Source organism: Mycobacterium sp. NPDC050441 (assembly GCF_040655355.1).
Lineage (GTDB): Bacteria > Actinomycetota > Actinomycetes > Mycobacteriales > Mycobacteriaceae > Mycobacterium.
The window spans coordinates 157249-171073 of the sequence record NZ_JBFAJS010000012.1; the positions used below are offsets into that span (position 1 = coordinate 157249).

General features: G+C 64.5%; 13 protein-coding genes and 1 pseudogene. 8 read left to right on the forward strand and 6 right to left on the reverse strand.

The features are described from left to right. Nucleotides 1–15: 15 nt before the first annotated feature. The 6 genes from AB0I14_RS29100 to AB0I14_RS29125 are packed head-to-tail and all read left to right on the forward strand — an operon-like array spanning nt 16 to nt 7924. The gene (locus AB0I14_RS29100) at nt 16–1230 is read left to right on the forward strand and encodes an MCE family protein (RefSeq protein ID WP_358029423.1); all 1215 of its coding nucleotides are present in this window, start codon (nt 16–18) and stop codon (nt 1228–1230) included. Next, nucleotides 1227–2252 (forward strand): MCE family protein, encoded by a 1026-nt coding sequence (locus AB0I14_RS29105; protein WP_358029426.1) that lies wholly within the window; start codon nt 1227–1229, stop codon nt 2250–2252. The genes AB0I14_RS29100 and AB0I14_RS29105 overlap by 4 nt, the downstream gene beginning before the upstream one ends. Then, on the forward strand, nt 2252–3334 hold the full coding sequence (locus AB0I14_RS29110; protein WP_358029429.1) for an MCE family protein: 1083 nt from the start codon (nt 2252–2254) through the stop codon (nt 3332–3334). Before AB0I14_RS29105 ends, AB0I14_RS29110 begins: the two co-directional genes overlap by 1 nt. Beyond that, nucleotides 3334–4797: an MCE family protein gene (locus AB0I14_RS29115; RefSeq protein WP_358029431.1), complete on the forward strand. Its 1464-nt coding sequence runs from the start codon at nt 3334–3336 to the stop codon at nt 4795–4797. Before AB0I14_RS29110 ends, AB0I14_RS29115 begins: the two co-directional genes overlap by 1 nt. Next, on the forward strand, nt 4794–6182 hold the full coding sequence (locus AB0I14_RS29120) for an MCE family protein (RefSeq protein WP_358029434.1): 1389 nt from the start codon (nt 4794–4796) through the stop codon (nt 6180–6182). The genes AB0I14_RS29115 and AB0I14_RS29120 overlap by 4 nt, the downstream gene beginning before the upstream one ends. Then, nucleotides 6182–7924 carry an MlaD family protein gene (locus AB0I14_RS29125; RefSeq protein ID WP_358029437.1) on the forward strand — a complete coding sequence of 581 codons (1743 nt, stop codon included), beginning with the start codon at nt 6182–6184 and terminating at the stop codon, nt 7922–7924. The genes AB0I14_RS29120 and AB0I14_RS29125 overlap by 1 nt, the downstream gene beginning before the upstream one ends. A gap of 93 nt (nt 7925–8017) precedes the next feature. Here the strand turns inward: AB0I14_RS29125 and AB0I14_RS29130 are convergent, their stop codons facing one another. Further along, nucleotides 8018–8527, reverse strand: a complete 510-nt coding sequence (locus AB0I14_RS29130; protein ID WP_358029438.1) for a hypothetical protein — start codon at nt 8525–8527, stop codon at nt 8018–8020. Nucleotides 8528–8740: 213 nt separating this feature from the next. On the opposite strand from AB0I14_RS29130, the gene AB0I14_RS29135 reads away from it, so the two are divergent. Then, nucleotides 8741–9112 (forward strand): hypothetical protein, encoded by a 372-nt coding sequence (locus AB0I14_RS29135; RefSeq protein WP_044524129.1) that lies wholly within the window; start codon nt 8741–8743, stop codon nt 9110–9112. 79 nt (nt 9113–9191) lie between these two features. Here the strand turns inward: AB0I14_RS29135 and AB0I14_RS29140 are convergent, their stop codons facing one another. The 3 genes from AB0I14_RS29140 to AB0I14_RS29150 all read right to left on the reverse strand — a co-directional run bounded on the left by AB0I14_RS29140 (nt 9192) and on the right by AB0I14_RS29150 (nt 11567). Then, nucleotides 9192–9638: a hypothetical protein gene (locus tag AB0I14_RS29140; RefSeq protein ID WP_358029440.1), complete on the reverse strand. Its 447-nt coding sequence runs from the start codon at nt 9636–9638 to the stop codon at nt 9192–9194. A 3-nt stretch (nt 9639–9641) separates the two neighbouring features. Then, entirely contained in the window at nt 9642–10088 is a 447-nt protein-coding gene (locus AB0I14_RS29145; protein WP_358029482.1) for a hypothetical protein, read from the reverse strand. Nucleotides 10089–10283: 195 nt separating this feature from the next. Then, a complete protein-coding gene (locus AB0I14_RS29150; protein ID WP_358029441.1) occupies nt 10284–11567 on the reverse strand; it encodes a cytochrome P450 in 1284 nt (427 codons plus the stop codon). A 191-nt stretch (nt 11568–11758) separates the two neighbouring features. Between AB0I14_RS29150 and AB0I14_RS29155 the strand changes: the two genes are divergently transcribed. Further along, the gene (locus tag AB0I14_RS29155; protein ID WP_358029443.1) at nt 11759–12364 is read left to right on the forward strand and encodes a helix-turn-helix domain-containing protein; all 606 of its coding nucleotides are present in this window, start codon (nt 11759–11761) and stop codon (nt 12362–12364) included. A 102-nt stretch (nt 12365–12466) separates the two neighbouring features. On the opposite strand, the gene AB0I14_RS29160 is transcribed toward AB0I14_RS29155, so the two are convergent. Both AB0I14_RS29160 and AB0I14_RS29165 read right to left on the reverse strand, forming a co-directional pair. Beyond that, complete coding sequence (locus AB0I14_RS29160; protein WP_358029446.1) at nt 12467–13612, reverse strand: thiolase family protein; 1146 nt, start codon at nt 13610–13612, stop codon at nt 12467–12469. A 12-nt stretch (nt 13613–13624) separates the two neighbouring features. Next, nucleotides 13625–13825 (reverse strand): annotated as a pseudogene (locus AB0I14_RS29165) (DNA-binding protein); the annotation flags it as partial.

Genomic DNA, 13825 nt, shown 5'->3' on the forward strand with positions numbered 1-13825 from the left:
AGTACCGCGGCGCCGGTGGCAGCACGCCCCGGACGCAGCTTCGGTGCGCGGGGCTCCGCGCGGCCATTGGCCGGCCTGGCGACCGTGGTCGCGATAGGCCTGATCTTCGGGCTGGCGGTCGCGCTGTTCCGCGGCAGCTTCACCAAGACGGAGCCGCTCACCCTGATCTCGGACCGCGCCGGCCTGGTGATGAACCCGGACGCCAAGGTCAAGATGCGTGGTGTGCAGGTCGGCACCGTCAGCTCGATCGAGCACCGCGCCGACGGCAAGGCCGTGCTGCACCTGGCGATGAACCCGTCACAGCTGCGCCTGATCCCAGGCAACGTTCAGGCCGACATCGCCTCGACGACAGTGTTCGGCGCCAAGTACGTGCAGCTCGTCGCGCCGGACAAGCCGTCGTCCGACAAGCTCCGCCCCGGCCAGACCCTGCAGGGCGACCATGTCACGGTCGAGATGAACACGGTCTTCCAGCAACTGACCAATGTCCTCAACAAGATCGACCCGGCGAAGCTGAACGAGACCCTCGGCGCGTTGTCGTCGGCGTTCTCCGGGCGCGGCGAGGCGATGGGGCAGTCGCTGTCCGACTTCGATGCGGTGCTGAAGAAGATCGAGCCGAGCCTGCCCAATCTGACCGGCGACATCGAGAGCATGGCCGCCGTCTCGCGGGCCTACGGTGACGCGGCGCCCGACCTGCTCAAGACCGTCGACAACACGAACCGGCTCAGCGACAGCATCGTGGCCGAGCAGCAGAACCTGGACAACTTCCTCGTCAGCTCGATCGGCCTGGCCGACGCCGGCAACGACGTCATCGGCGGCAACCGGCAGGCGCTCAGCACCACGCTGAACCTGTTGGCGCCCACCACCGATCTGCTCAACGAGTACGCACCCGGACTCGAGTGCGGCCTCAAGGGCATGCTGTACCTCTACAACCAGCCGCCGCAGATGGAACCCGGCGTCGTGGTCAACGTGGCGTTCACGCTGGGGATCGAGCGCTACCGCTACCCGCAGAACCTGCCGAAGGTGGCAGCCAAGGGCGGCCCGCATTGCATGGGCTTGCCGTACATCGGATTTGGCAACAAGGCGAAGTACCTCGTCACCGACACCAACGCCAACCCGTTCAAGTACGGCAACCAGGGCATCCTGCTGAACTCCGACGGATTGAAGCAGATCCTGTTCGGCCCCCTGGACGGCCCGCCACGTAACACAATGCAGATCGGACAGCCGGGATGAAGCGCGGCAGAAGCACATTCATCAAGTTCGCGTCGTTCGCCGTCGTGATGGCCGTTCTGACGGCCTTCCTGTTCATGACGTTCTCTGAGTACCGCGGCGGTTCCTACTCGGGTTACTCTGCGGTCTTCGGTGACGCCTCACGTCTTGAGTCCGGAGACTCGGTGCGGGTTGCCGGCGTCCGGGTCGGCACGGTGAAAAGCGTTTCGCTGCAACCGGATAAGTCGGTTCTGGTCCACTTCGACACCGACCGCAGTGTTGCGCTGACCACGAGCACCAAGGTCGCGGTGCGCTACCTGAACCTGGTTGGGGACCGCTACCTGGAACTGATCGACAGCCCCGGCTCGACCAAGCTACTGCCAGCGGGATCGCAGATCCCCAAGGACCGCACCGCGAGCGCGCTCGATCTCGATCTGCTCCTAGGCGGCCTACGTCCGGTGATCCAGGGGCTCAACCCGCAGGACGTGAATGCGTTGACGTCCTCCCTGATTCAGATCTTCCAAGGGCAGGGCGACACGCTGGATTCGCTGCTGAGCAAGACCTCGTCGTTCTCGAACACGTTGGCCAACAACGACCAGGTCATCCAGCAACTGATCGACAACCTGAACTCGGTGGTCGGAACGCTGGCCAAGGACGGTAAGAAGTTCGACGGAACCGTCGACCGGCTCGAGCAGTTGATCAGCGGTCTGTCGCAGGACCGCGACCCGTTGGGCACAGCGGTGACCCAGCTCGACAATGGGACGGCCTCGCTCGCCAGCCTGCTCACCGAGGCGCGCCCACCGCTCAAGGGAACCGTCGATCAGATGAACCGACTGGCTCCGTTGCTCGATGACCACCAGATCGTCCTGGACCGGGGCCTGCAGAAGGCCCCCGACAACTTCCGCAAGCTGGCCCGGCTGGGCTCCTACGGCAGCTGGATCATGTACTACATCTGCGGACTTGGTATCCGTGTCACCGATCTACAGGGGCGCACTGCGCACTTCCCGATGATCAAACAAGAAGGCGGGAGGTGCGCGGAGCCCTGATGCTTAAGTACCGCGAATCAAATCTGATCAAGGCGGGTTTCATCGGCGTCGTGCTGATGATGCTCATCATCGCCGTGGGGCTGCAGCCCGAGCGGCTGCAGCAATGGGCCTCCTCTGTGCGTCATCAGGCCCTGTTCAGCGAGGCCGGCGGCATCGCCGTCGGCAACGACGTGACCTTGTCCGGAATCAAGATCGGTGCCGTCACGGACGTTTCGCTGGAGAACGGCGACGCGTTGGTCACCTTCACCACCGAGGGCAAGTACCCCCTGGGGTCGCTGACCACCGCGCACATCCGCACCGGTTCACTGCTCGGTGAGCGGGTGCTGACGTTGGAGTCCGATGGCGCCGGCACACTGCGCACCACCGACGTGATCCCCACGTCCCGTACGTCGTCGCCGTACTCGCTGACCGACGTGGTCGGAGACCTGACCACCAATTCGGCGGGTACCGACACGGCATCGCTGAACCAGTCCCTGGACACGCTGTCGGCGACCATCGACCAGGTCGCACCGAAGCTCGGTCCGACATTCGACGGCCTGAGCCGCCTGTCGAAATCGATCAACGGCCGCAACGAAAGTCTGGCCAGCCTGCTCAAGAGTGCGAGCGACGTCACCGTGGTGCTGTCACAGCGCAGCAATCAGCTGAACACGTTGATCCTCAACGCCAATGATCTGCTCGGCGTGCTCAACGACCGGCGCCAGGCCATCGTCGATCTGCTGGCCAACACCGCAGCCGTCTCGCAGCAACTCACGGGACTCGTCGCCGACAACGAGGCTCAGCTGGCGCCGACGCTCAAGCGCCTCAACTCCGTGACCGCGATGCTGGAGCGCAACCGCGACAACATCAGCAAGGCGTTGCCGAACTTGAACAAGTTCCAGTTGTCCCAGGCCGAGACCCTGGCGAACGGGGCGTACTACAACGCCTACGTTCCCAACCTGCAACCGGCACAGCTGCTGCAGCCGTTCTTCGACTACGCGTTCGGGTTCCGGCGCGGAGAGAATGCCGGCCAGCCGCCGGACAATGCCGGTCCGCGGGCTGAATTGCCCTTGCCCTACAACGGAATCCCCGGAGGTTCACGCTGATGAACCGCAGTCGTCTCGGTAAGTGGCTTGCGGTGGCGTTGGTGGCGCTGCTGGTTGTCGGCGCGGCGGTGCTGTTGCGTCAGACGTTCTTCGGGCAGAAGACCATCTCGGCACTGTTCACCTCGGCCACCGGCGTCTACCCGGGTGACGATGTCCGGGTCTCCGGCGTCAAAGTCGGCACCATCGAGTCCATCAAGCCCGAGGGCACCCAGACCCGGGTCACCCTCAAGGTCAATCATGACGTGCCGATCCCCGCGGACGCCAAAGCGGTGATCGTCGCCCAGAACCTGGTCGCCGCACGCTATGTGCAGCTCGCGCCCGCCTACCGGTCGAGTGGCCCGACACTGCCTGACGACGCAGTGATCGGCCTGGACCACACCGCCGTTCCGGTGGAGTGGGATCAGGTCAAGGAGCAGCTGATGCGGTTGTCCACCGACCTCGGACCGCAGAGCGGCGTCGACGGGACATCGGTGTCCCGGTTCATCAACAGCACGGCCGACGCTATGGCCGGCAACGGTGACAAACTGCGCCAGACGATTTCGCAGTTGTCCGGCGTCGCCCGAGTGCTGGCCGAGGGTAGCGGCAACATCGTCGACATCATCAAGAACCTGCAGACGTTCGTTACCGCATTGCGGGACAGCAGCCAGCAGGTGGTGCAGTTCCAGAACCGGTTGGCCACCCTGACCAGCGTGGTCGACGGCAGCCGGTCAGACCTCGATGCGGCGCTGACGAATCTGTCGGTAGCGGTCGTCGAAGTGCAGCGGTTCGTGGCGGGTAGCCGTGATCAGACCTCCGAGCAGGTGCAGCGGCTGGCGAATGTCACCCAGAACCTGGTCGACAACAAGATGAACATCGAGAATCTGCTCCACGTCGCGCCCAACGCCTTCATGAACGGCTACAACATTTACAACCCGGATTCGGGCAGCGCGGTCGGTCAGTTCGTGATGAACAACTTCTCCAACCCGGTCGAGTTCATCTGCGGTGCAATCGGCGCCGTCGAGAACACCACCGCACCGGAGACCGCGAAACTCTGCTCGCAGTATCTCGGGCCGGCGTTGCGGCTGCTCAACTTCAACTACCTGCCGTTCCCGATCTCGCCGTACCTGATGCCATCGGCCAGTCCCGAGCAGCTCGAGTACTCCGAACCGAGTCTGGTACCGGGTGGCGAGGGTGGGTCGCCTACCGCACCCGAGATCCCGCCGTCGATCTCTGCCTACAACCCTGGCCCCGAGCCGCCCCCGCCGTTCACCGGCCGGGAGCCCGGGGTGCCGCCACCAGGGGCCCAGCAGCTATTGCCGGGTGGGGAGTTCTATCCGCCCAACATGCCGAACACGGTGTCGGACATGCTCAATCCGACTGGTGGACAACCGGGTCCGCCGCCGGGACCTGCACCAGGTCCGCTGCCCGCCGAAGCGCCGGCGCCCGCGACACCGTTACCAGCAGAAGGGACGCCGCCAGCATGATCAGGGGAAAGCCGCTGCGGCTGGCGATGGCCATCGGATCCTGCGTCGCGTTGACCACCAGCGGGTGCGCCTTCCAAGGCGTCAACTCGCTGCCGCTCCCGGGGGCGGTGGGCCGCGGTGCCGACTCCAGCGTGTACCACGTCGAGATCGCGAATGTGGCTACACTGGAACCCAATTCACCGGTGATGATGAATGATGTCGTGGTCGGTAGCGTACGCAGCCTGTCGGTGAAGGACTGGCACGCCGACGTCGAGTTCTCGGTGAAGCCGGGTGTGGTGGTGCCGGCCAACGTGGTGGCCAGCGTCGGGCAGACCAGCCTCCTGGGTTCGATGCACCTGGCGATCAACCCGCCCGCGGGCCAGGCTCCCGACGGAAAACTCCAACCGGGAGCAACGATTCAGCTCAACAACTCGTCGACGTACCCGACGACGGAGCAGACGTTGTCCTCGCTGGCCGCTGTGGTGAACGGTGGTGGTCTCGGACAGATGGGTGACGTCATCCACAACTTCAGTGCCGCGATCAATGGTCGGGAAACCGATTTCCGTGACCTGCTCACCCGGTTGGATACCTTCGTCGGGGCGCTGGATGCCCAGCGCGACAACATCGTGGCGTCCATCGAGGGCCTGAATCGCCTGGCCTCGACCTTCGCCGGGCAACGTGATGTGATCACCCGGGCGCTGGAGAAGATCCCACCGGCGCTCGACGTGTTGATCAAAGAGCGGCCGAGATTCACCACCGCACTTCAGAAACTGGGCACTTTCAGCAACACAGCGAACCAGTTCGTCAACGAGTCGCAGGCTGATCTGGTCAGGAATCTGAAGAACCTGGAACCCGCACTGAAGGCCCTGGCCAATGTGGGGCCGGACCTGACCAAGGTGCTCGAATATGCCCCGCATTTCCCGTTCACCCAGAGCTTCATGGACCGGGTGATCCGAGGCGATTACTACAACCTGTTCGCGTACTTCGACATGACCATCCCGCATCTCAAGCGCAGCTTGATGATGGGGACTCGTTGGGAGCAGGGAGATGCGCAAAACGTTCCGGTGCCCGGCGATCCGAACTATCTGAACTACACCTACGATCCGCTCAAGACCGGCGTGAACCCGCCGCCGCCGGGCGCATTCCCGGAGGCAGCGGAGCCGGGCGTGCCAGACGCGCCGCCCCCACCGGATCTCCCGGCGCCGACCTATTCCGGCCCGGTGCTTCCGGTGGTGCCTCCGGCTCCGATGACGATGCCCGGTGGCATGCCGCAGCCGGCTGCGCCGCCGAGTCCGTCGACATCGGTGTTCGCGGGTCCCTATGCGCAGCAACGTGGTTCGGCGCCATCTGAACAGCCGGCGCCGCCCGCTCCGCCCACTGCGCCGACGACACAAGGTGGTGGGTAATGCTCACACGCTTCATCCGGACTCAGCTGATTCTCTTCACCGTCGCCTCGGTGGTCGGTGTGGCCGTCATGCTGTTCGCCTATATGCAGGTGCCGACGTTGCTCGGTGTCGGTCGCATCACGGTGAAGATGGAACTGCCGGCGACCGGAGGCCTATATCAGTTCGGCAATGTCACCTATCGCGGGTCCCAGATCGGCAAGGTCACTTCGGTGGAGCTGACCGAGAAGGGTGCCGAGGCGACGCTGTCCCTGGACCGCTCTCCGAAGGTGCCTGCCGACCTGGCTGCCGAGGTCCGGAGCATGTCGGCGGTCGGCGAGCAGTACGTCGAGTTGTTGCCGCGCACCAACTCTGGGCCCTACCTGGACAACGGTTCGGTGATCACGGTGTCGAACACCAAGATTCCGCAGCAGGTCGGTCCGATGCTGGATCAGCTCAGCGCACTTGTGGACACCATCCCGAAGGACAAGCTGAGCCAGCTGCTGGATGAGTCCTACAACGCGTTCAACGGCACCGGATATGACTTCGGGTCGCTGCTTGACTCGGCATCGACGATCACCAGGGACTCCAACGCGATCTCAGACCAGACTCGTGCGTTGATCGATGACTCCAAGCCGTTCCTGGACGCGCAAGCCCAGACCACCGATTCGATCAGAACCTGGGCGGCAAGTCTGGCCGGTATCACCGGGCAGGTTGCGGAGAACGATCCCGAGGTGCGATCGCTGCTGCGCAACGGTCCGGGTTTCGCCCAGGAAACCACCAAGCTGCTCGAGCAGATCAAGCCGACGTTGCCGATCCTGCTGGCGAATCTGACCACGTTCGGCCAGATCGCGGTGACCTACAACCCGTCGATCGAGCAGCTGTTGGTGTTGTTGCCGCCGTACGTCGCTCAGCTGCAGACCTACGCGCCGACCAACAACACGAGCGGTCTGCCGATGGCCGACTTCTCGCTGGGCCTGGGTGATCCACCGACGTGTACTGTCGGCTTCCTGCCGCCCTCGGCCTGGCGATCGCCGGCCGACACCACCGTGATCGACACTCCGGACAACATCTACTGCAAGCTGCCGCAGGATTCCCCCATCGGCGTGCGCGGCGCACGCAACTATCCGTGTATGGGGCATCCGGGCAAGCGGGCGCCCACGGTCGAATTGTGCAACGACCCCAAGGGATTCCAGCCGATCGCGCAACGTCAGCATGCGCTCGGCCCTTACCCGATCGACCCCAGCCTGATCGCTCAGGGTGTGCCCCCCGACACCCGGGTGCTGCCGGACGAGAAGATCTTCGGGCCGCTCGGCGGCACCCCCCTGCCGCCCGGAGTGAACGCCCCGCCGCCAGGGGCAGCACCTGAACCGCAGCCGGCTCCGAACTTCGCCGGTACGGGTCCAGGCCCGCTGCTGCCCGGTCGGCCGATGTACCTGGAGCCGCCGGTTCCCGGCGTACCGCCGCCACCGGCGGGCGATCCCAACGCGGTGCCGACGCCTCCGGCCGACCTGCCACAGGCAACCGAGGTTCCGCCGGTCCCGCACGGCCAAGGCGTGTTTCCGGACGCTCCTGAGCTTCCCATGCCCGCACAACCCGGCGCGGCGCCGAGCGCGTTCAAGGGCGGTACGGGAAACGGACCGTCGGTGGCGATCGCCAAGTACAACCCGCGCACCGGGGAGTACATGGGTAGTGACGGCAACCTGTACAAGCAGACGGATCTGGTGTCCACGCCCAAGACCTGGCAGGACCTGATGCCGACCTAGAGTGCAGGGCAAAAGAATTGGCCCCGGGCAACAGCCCGGGGCCAATTCTTTTGTCTGTCTTCAGCTTTAGTGTTGGCTTGAAGCTGCCAGCAGCTAAGCGGGCCGCATGTAGAACGGCATCCGGATGGCAGGCCACTGATTACGCCCACATGAGCCGCTGGGGCCGGTGGTCACATCCTCGCCGGTGTATTCGGTCGAGGCCAGGTCCACGTGGCCGTCGAAGCCCACCGGGTAGATCTTGTATACCTGCATGCCCTCGATGGGTGTGCCGTCGGCGCAGAAACGCCAGTTCGGCACGACTCGCTTGACGTACCAGAGGCCGTTTGTCGTGTAGATCGGTGCGGTCCAGCCCGCATCGCTGTTCACCGTGCCATTGCATTCGGTGGGGGAGACGCACTGGGTCGATATGGTCCAGTTGCTGCGTACCGGGGGTTGGTTCTCGTAGCGGTCGTTGATCTTGGCCCAATCGCCGTTGGACGACGTGGCGAAGGTGCCGTTGATGCCCCACTGCTCGCCCGCACTGGCCGGGGCGGCTCCACTGAGGCCGATAGTTGTCGCGGCGGCGATGGCCACCGCAACGGCACTAACCCGGGAGACTGACATGAACGCTCCTTCTGGCCGACCTGACGACGTGGTAGCCATGTTCTCAGTTTCGGAGAATATCACTATCAATGCCTGCTCCACGATGGATTCGGGCAGGGCAACCCGTCAGGCTGCCATCCTGGGGACCAGCGGCGGGTGGTTCGTAGTAATATTCTCCAAAACTGAGAGTTTAATTTCCAGCTATGCGAAAGTAGCAACGTGCGTGTGACGGTGATGGCGACCGCTTCAGTGATTGTCGCCGGGATGCTGGCTGCTCCGCAGGCAAACGCGGGACCGCAGACATGTAATGACGCGTTTTGCACGCCGGGCATCAACCCGAACGCGGTACTCGGTGCTCCGTGCGACAACACCTCGTACTACGTGTTCGGGGTCGACGCCCGCAACGGGTGGGGCCGGCTGGTGTTCTGTGGTTCGCCGCGGCGCTACGAGCCGAGATGGTTCCGCTCGCCACCGATGGTGGGCATCCGCGACGAGAACAGCCTGTGCATCAACGAGCAGAACTCGGTGGCACAGGCGCCGGACGGGCTGTTCCTGAGCTGTGTTCCGATGAACGGTGAGACGCGCTGGCTTCGCGGCGACGCCTGAGACGCAACGACTGAAAACGCTTGAGGCGACGCAAACTGCGTCGCCTCAAGCGTTTTGACGATTGTTTCGTGAAGCCGGGCTACCAGTTCCGGACCGAGCACAGCGCGCCTTTGGGCCCGCTGTTGGTCTTGACCACCACGCCGTCGATTGCCAGCTTGCAGTTGAACCCCGGGGTCGGAAAGTTGGGTGACTCACCGCTCTGCACCAGGACCATCGCCCACAGGTCCGGATCGGCCAGCATGGCATCGAACACCCATGGCCTGTCCGGCGCGACGTCCACGTCGGCTCTCGGGCTGAACTCGTACGGATTGTGGCTGTAATCCGAGAACTGCACCGGGTCGGTGTCGCGGTAGTAGATGTGGGCCCAGTACGGGGCGTCAGCGGTCACCGTGTACTGCACGTGGTGCAGCGGCGGACCGGCCGGCGCCGGATCATCGGCGAATGCCGGTGCGGCCGTGGCGATTGCACCGGCGGCCAGTGTGGCCGCCGTCGCCAAGGTAAATGGCCGGCTCATCCAGTCGCGCATCGATCACATCCTTGTCAGGGTGAACGGGTAGGTGAAGGAACCACCGGGAGCGCCGTCGCAGCCGACATCGAACGAGGACACCATCTCGCCGGCGAGTGTGTTGGCATCCCACGAGTACACGTCGTGGGTCGGGATGGTGGGCCCGTAGTAGATGTCCCCGCACCGGAGTCCGTAGAACTCGTCGATCGTCAACGTGTAGCGACCATCGACCAGCTTCGCGTTCGCGCTGTTGGGCACCGCCTTGGCGACCGGTTGCGGGATGGTCCTGATGGTGATGCAGTCGTGCTGCCTGACGTCGGACCCCGGATCGCGGCATGGGGTGATCGCCGACCAGATCCAGGTGTGGAAATCCCTGCGGTCCGGCATGTTCAGGGCGTAGTTGCCGAAATACATGGCCTGCGACGGCGGCGCCAATGCGATTGCTGTCCCCAACCCGAGCGCGGCGCTCATCGCCATACGGATCAAGCTGGACTTCACACGCACCTCCACGGCTTGGCACTGGTCGGCTGACTATAGAACGAGACCAGGCTTCTCCGTGCTGAAACCGGAATCTCGTCTTCGCCATTGAGATTGTGATTCTCGTAATTGGAGAATAGCAAATACGGCGAAGGCGAGATCCGCGGAATCGCCTGTCGAACGGCGGAGTCAGCGCACCGGCTTGAAAGTGATGTTCAGCTCGGTCAGGCCGCGCAGGATGAACGTCGGCTCGTAGGAGTAACGACGATCGTCGGCGGGGCCGTGGAACTGCTCGTCGATACCGATGTCGGCCATCCGGTCCAGGATCCGCTCCAGCGACACCCGGCCCTCGACGCGGGCCAGTGGGCCACCCGGGCAGCTGTGCACACCGCGGCCGAACGCGATGTGCTCACGGACGTTCTTGCGATCCAGGCTGAACGTGTGCGGGTCCTCGAACCGGACCGGGTCGCGGTTCACCGCGCCGGGGCACACCATCAGGGTGGTACCGGCAGGCACCTCGATGTCGCCGAGCTTGGTGTCCTTCTTGGCGAGCCGGAACTGGCTCTTGACGGGTGCATCCATTCGCAGCGCTTCCTCGACGAAGGTCGGGATGCGGCTGCGGTCGTCGCGCAGGGCCTGCTGGATGTCCGGGCGGTCGCCGAGTACCCGCAGCGAGGCCGAGAGCAGCTTGGTGGTGGTCTCCTGGCCGGCCGCGAACAGGAACGTGGCGGACCGAACGACCTCGATGATGGGCGGTACGGAACCGTCTGGGTAGTTCGCCGTGGCGAGTGCCGTCAGCACGTCGTCACGCGGTTCTTTTCGACGGTCTTCGAGGTAGGCGCTGAACTTCTCGTCGAGCCATTCCAGCGGATTGCTGGCAACGAGGTCGCCGTCGAGTGAACCGACCTGAGCCCCGGGCCGTGGGGCGCCCAGCACCGTGCGGAACTCGTCGTGGTCTTCTTCCGGTACGCCGAGCATGTCGGCGATCACCAACAGGGAGAAGGGCTTTGCGTAGGCGCTCAGGAACTCACACTTGCCGTCGGCGATGAAGTCGTCGAGGCACTGGTCAGCCAGCCGCCACATGAAGTCTTCGTTCTCCTTCAAACGGCGCGGTGTGAGCAGCCGATTGAGCAGGGACCGGGCGTTGGTGTGGTCGGGTGGGTCCATGGTGACCATGTGCTCGAACATCGGCATCTGCGAGCGGTGCGCGGCAATCTGCTCGGTGATGTCGTCGCCCTCGGGCGTGAAAGGCAGCGGCGGGAACGGGCCCGCTACCGCGATGCACGATGAGAAGAGATCGGTGTCCTTGAGGACCGTGGTGGCTTCCTCGAATCCGGTGATGGCCATGACGCCGTAATTCGGCTCCTTCACCACCGGACACTTGCTGCGCAGGTGGTCGAAGTACGGGTGCGGGTCGGGCACCAGCGACTGGTCGGTGAAGTAATCGACAGTGTCGTAGTTGGTCTCGCTCATGGTGTGCGCTGCCTCCCGAAATCGATATGCGCTGCGGTGGTTTCGCGACGGGCTGCGCCGCGCGAAGAATTTGCGAAAATTGCTGAGCACCTGCTTAGCATGACGGTAGAGTCGTGGTCAAGGTCACGTGGCTGGGCGAAAGTTACGATCAGGCAGACGTTGTCGGGGGTAAGTCGTAAGGAGGATCGGGTATGGCATCGGCGCGAAGGATCGGGGCGCCTGACGCGAAGAACCGGATCGTGCTGCTCGACGCCGCCGAGGCGCTGATGATCGAGGAAGGGTACGTCGCGGTCACGTCCCGGCGGGTGGCCGAGCGGGCCGGTCTCAAGCCCCAGTTGGTGCACTACTACTTCCGCACGATGGACGACCTGTTCCTGGCGGTGTTCGTGCGGCGGGCTGACGAGGGGCTGGCTGCGCAGGCCGAAGCCCTGAGCTCGCCGCAGCCGCTGTGGGCGCTGTGGCGGTTCGGCACCGACCCGAGCGCTACGCGCTTGACGATGGAGATGACGGGGCTGGCCAACCATCGACCGGCGCTGCGGGCTGAGATCGGCCGCTACGCCGAGATGTTCCGCGAGGCGGAAACCAAGGCGATCGACGGGGCGCTGCGGCGCTACGGCGTCGAGGCGTCCGAGGTGCCGCCCGTCGTGTGGACATTCATCGCGGCCAGTGTGTCGCGGGTGATGGTCATGGAGCAGGCGCTGGGCATGACGGCAGGTCACGCCGAGGTGCTGAAGTTCTGTGAGGACTGGCTGCGACGCCTGGAAGGTGAGCCGCAGCCGCTGGAACTGCCCGCCTGAGGCCCGCCCCGGTGCGACCGGACACGAACGTCCCCCGAAACGATGGTTGCGGGGGACGTTCACTGGGGGCTCCTCCCGCTTGCGGGGGACTGCTCGGAAAAGCTAGAGCGACAGGATGGTGGCCGAGGCCGTTCCCGGCGCGCCGTAGACCTGGGCCAGACCGACCCGCGGATTACCCGGTACCTGGCGCTCGCCGGCCTCGCCGCGCAACTGACGTACGAGCTCGTGCATCTGGCGCAGGCCCGAGGCGCCGATCGGCTCGCCGTTGGCGATCAGGCCGCCGTCGGTGTTTACCGGCATCGTGCCGTTGATCTCCGTCGCGCCTTCGAGAAGCAGCTTCTCCTGGTCGCCGTCGGCACACAGTCCCGTTTCGGCCATGTGGATCACCTCTGCGCCGGCGTCGGTGTCCTGCAGCTGGGCGATGTCGACATCTTCGGGGCCGATGCCTGCGGCTTCATAGGCCGCCTTGGCCGCATACACCGTCGGCGAGGGATCCTCATCCAGCGGTGCCGAGGTCCCGTGCACCTCGTAGGCGCCGTAGGTGCGTGTGCGGATCTCGCTGGCCCGCACATACACCGGCTTGTCGGTGTACTTGTGCGCGATGTCGGCACGGCACATGATGACCGCTGCCGCACCCTCATCTGGGGCGCAGAACATGTACTGCCGCAGCGGGTAGTTCAGCACCGGCGAGGCCATGATTTCCTCGACCGAGATCTCCTTGCGCCGGAACGCATTCGGGTTCAGCTCTCCGTTGCGGAAGTTCTTGTTGGCCACCCGCGCCAGCGTCTCCTCGGAGATGTTGTGCTTGTGGATGTAGTGGTTGGCCTTTATGCCGAAGAACTTGGTGGTGACGAACTGGCCGTTCTCGGCATACCACTGCGGCAGTGCGAGTTTGGCCGGGTCGTCGGTGAACGCACCCCGAGGGTGTTTGTCCAAGCCGATCGCGATGCCGATGTCGTACTTGCCCAACCGAATGGTGTCGGCGGTCTGCTGAATTGCGCTGGCCGCGGTGGCACACGCGTTGAACACGTTGGTGAAAGTGATACCGGTCAGCCCGACCAGGCGGGTGACCGCATCGGGGTTCGACACCTCGTAGCTGCCGCCGAAGCCGAACTGGATGTCCTTCCATTCCAGTCCCGCATCCTCGAGCGCGAATTGGATTGCCTCGGCGCCCATCTGCATCGCGGTCTTGTCGAAGCGGCCGAACGGGTGCAGGCCGACGCCGATGATGGCTACATCGTTGCTCATGGTGCTGCCTCTCTACACCGGTTGGAAGGCGAAGGTGACAATTTCGTTGCCGTCTTCGTCGGTGGTGAACGGGATCATGGTGAGTTCGACGTCCATGCCGAATTGCAGTTTGGTGGGGTCGTTTTCGGTGAGGCGTCCTTCGACGCGCAGGACCGGGCCGGTGTCGTCGGTGAGTTCGACCAGGCCGACGCCGAAGGGGACGAAGTTCTTTCC

What these genes read in the sequence shown, in the direction of transcription:
- AB0I14_RS29105 (WP_358029426.1), top strand. Translation starts at nt 1,227, where the DNA reads ATGAAGCGCGGCAGAAGCACATTCATCAAGTTCGCGTCGTTCGCCGTC.
- AB0I14_RS29110 (WP_358029429.1), top strand. Translation starts at nt 2,252, where the DNA reads ATGCTTAAGTACCGCGAATCAAATCTGATCAAGGCGGGTTTCATCGGC.
- AB0I14_RS29115 (WP_358029431.1), top strand. Translation starts at nt 3,334, where the DNA reads ATGAACCGCAGTCGTCTCGGTAAGTGGCTTGCGGTGGCGTTGGTGGCG.
- AB0I14_RS29120 (WP_358029434.1), top strand. Translation starts at nt 4,794, where the DNA reads ATGATCAGGGGAAAGCCGCTGCGGCTGGCGATGGCCATCGGATCCTGC.
- AB0I14_RS29125 (WP_358029437.1), top strand. Translation starts at nt 6,182, where the DNA reads ATGCTCACACGCTTCATCCGGACTCAGCTGATTCTCTTCACCGTCGCC.
- AB0I14_RS29130 (WP_358029438.1), bottom strand. Translation starts at nt 8,527, where the DNA reads ATGTCAGTCTCCCGGGTTAGTGCCGTTGCGGTGGCCATCGCCGCCGCG.
- AB0I14_RS29135 (WP_044524129.1), top strand. Translation starts at nt 8,741, where the DNA reads ATGGCGACCGCTTCAGTGATTGTCGCCGGGATGCTGGCTGCTCCGCAG.
- AB0I14_RS29140 (WP_358029440.1), bottom strand. Translation starts at nt 9,638, where the DNA reads ATGCGCGACTGGATGAGCCGGCCATTTACCTTGGCGACGGCGGCCACA.
- AB0I14_RS29145 (WP_358029482.1), bottom strand. Translation starts at nt 10,088, where the DNA reads ATGAGCGCCGCGCTCGGGTTGGGGACAGCAATCGCATTGGCGCCGCCG.
- AB0I14_RS29150 (WP_358029441.1), bottom strand. Translation starts at nt 11,567, where the DNA reads ATGAGCGAGACCAACTACGACACTGTCGATTACTTCACCGACCAGTCG.
- AB0I14_RS29155 (WP_358029443.1), top strand. Translation starts at nt 11,759, where the DNA reads ATGGCATCGGCGCGAAGGATCGGGGCGCCTGACGCGAAGAACCGGATC.
- AB0I14_RS29160 (WP_358029446.1), bottom strand. Translation starts at nt 13,612, where the DNA reads ATGAGCAACGATGTAGCCATCATCGGCGTCGGCCTGCACCCGTTCGGC.